The sequence below is a fragment of the Nocardia sp. NPDC058497 genome (assembly GCF_042720195.1).
In the GTDB taxonomy this organism is placed as follows: Bacteria; Actinomycetota; Actinomycetes; order Mycobacteriales; family Mycobacteriaceae; genus Nocardia.
Window position 1 is genome coordinate 1 of record NZ_JBHXMY010000873.1, and the last position, 1,754, is coordinate 1,754.

The window sequence follows — 1,754 nt, forward strand, 5'->3', positions numbered from 1 at the left end:
GGGGTATCTCATCCGCTTTTGTGACCTAGGGTTGTGGCTCGAGCTCCTCGCAGATCGTGTTGGCCAGGCGGGTCGTCGACAGTGGGTCGAACGACTCCGGTGAATACTTCGCGTCCACGTTCACCTACCTTCCTTCCCGGGTGTCGACACCGCGTACGTAGGGGGACGGGACGAGTGTCGGGCGCTTCACTCGTCGAGATCCGGTGTGTCCACGGCGTCCTCTGGAATGGACTCCGGTGTCACGTCGACGACTGCTCCCGCACGGTAGTACCGCCACGCGCTCCGGTACTCCTGGGTCTCCTTGTACATGATCACGTAGCCCCTCAGAGCGGTGATCTGCCAGTCCGCGGGCAGCGTCGCGGACACCAAGCGGAACGCCTCGTCCGAGGTGAGATCCGCGCGGTCGACGTCGAGGACCTCCCCACTCAACCGGGATGGAAGCTTCTCGTAGCGGAACACGAAAGGCAGTCCGGCCTTCAACGCCCCAAGGAAGGCTCCGACTGTCGTTTCGCCCGCTTCGATGCCGGGGACGGGAACGTCGAGGTTTATCGGGAACGCGACGTCGAAGTGCTTCTCCTTCAGGACCGTCGTGTCGCGCTGTCGCCCGGGATCCTTGTTGCCGAAGCCGTTGTTGTTCCAGGGAACGCCACCCTTGCCCTTGTAGTGGCTGATGAGCAGCTGTTCGGGCGCCAGGGCGGAGAAGTCCTCGGCGACGTATAGGCACGAGAAGGTGACCCTGGTGAGAGGGATGTCGCGGCGACCGGAGATCTTGCGCAGGTGCTGACCCAACCGGTCGCGGAGCGACTTATCGGCCTTTCCGACGTAGACGAACTCGCCGTCGAGGTAGAGCTGGTAGACACCGGGGCGTTCGTCGACACCCTCGTTCAGGTTCTCCTCGGTCAGCGGGATGGCGACCAGCGTGGCGAGCGCTGCGGCGAGCTGGTCCCCGAGTGCCTTGGTGATGCTGAGGCGGAAGTCGCTGTGGTGGGTTCCCCCACCGATCGGCGACATGTACTGACTCATCTCGGTCCCCCTTCGATCACGATCACGAGAGAACTCCATGGACTCGACTTCTGTCAATCGACTCACCACGTCCGGAACCATTCCTGTCCGACCCCCGCGGTATGGTTCGCCCATGAATGACCAGCCGGAAAGCGTGAACAGGACACGGACCAGCGTCGAGTTGTTCGCCGGTGGCGGCGGACTCGCGATGGCCGTTCACGAGGCCGGCTTCCGGCCTCTGCTGTTCAACGAGTTCAACAAGCGCGCCTGCCAGACCCTCGTCGCCAGCGCTCGCAAGACCCTGGGCACCGACGGCTTGGTCGAGATCGAGGACATCCGGCCGAAGCCACCCGCGGTGGGGCAGCCCGCGCCGCTCTATCCGGCTGATGTCCAGGACCTCGATCTCACCGCTTTCGAGGGACAGGTCGACGTACTCGCCGGCGGGCCGCCCTGCCAGCCGTTCAGCGCTGGCGGTGTCGCCAAGGGCGACGAGGACAAGCGCAACATGTTCCCGGCGATGTTCAAGGCGATACGCCAGGTACGCCCGAAGGCTGTCATCTGTGAGAACGTCCGCGGGCTCCTTCGGCCCTCGTTCGCGGACTACTTCCAATACATCGTCAACGAGCTTCGGCTCCCCCACCAGCAGCGCGTCGACTCGACGCGATGGCAGGACCACGACGCCGACCGGCGGCGGAGCCAGGCCACCCGCCCCCACCACCACAGTTACCCCCCGGCTCGTTAAAACAACAGAC

The 1,754-nt window shown here is 64.5% G+C and carries 2 protein-coding genes; one reads left to right on the forward strand and one right to left on the reverse strand.

What is annotated here, in order from left to right; translation table 11 throughout:
* Nucleotides 1–186: 186 nt before the first annotated feature.
* Nucleotides 187–1,023, reverse strand: coding sequence for a GIY-YIG nuclease family protein (locus ACFWPJ_RS31985; RefSeq protein WP_378857136.1), 837 nt, complete (start codon nucleotides 1,021–1,023; stop codon nucleotides 187–189).
* Between the two features lie 112 nt (nucleotides 1,024–1,135).
* Between ACFWPJ_RS31985 and ACFWPJ_RS31990 the strand changes: the two genes are divergently transcribed.
* Entirely contained in the window at nucleotides 1,136–1,744 is a 609-nt protein-coding gene (locus tag ACFWPJ_RS31990; protein WP_378857138.1) for a DNA cytosine methyltransferase, read from the forward strand.
* Nucleotides 1,745–1,754: the final 10 nt, after the last annotated feature.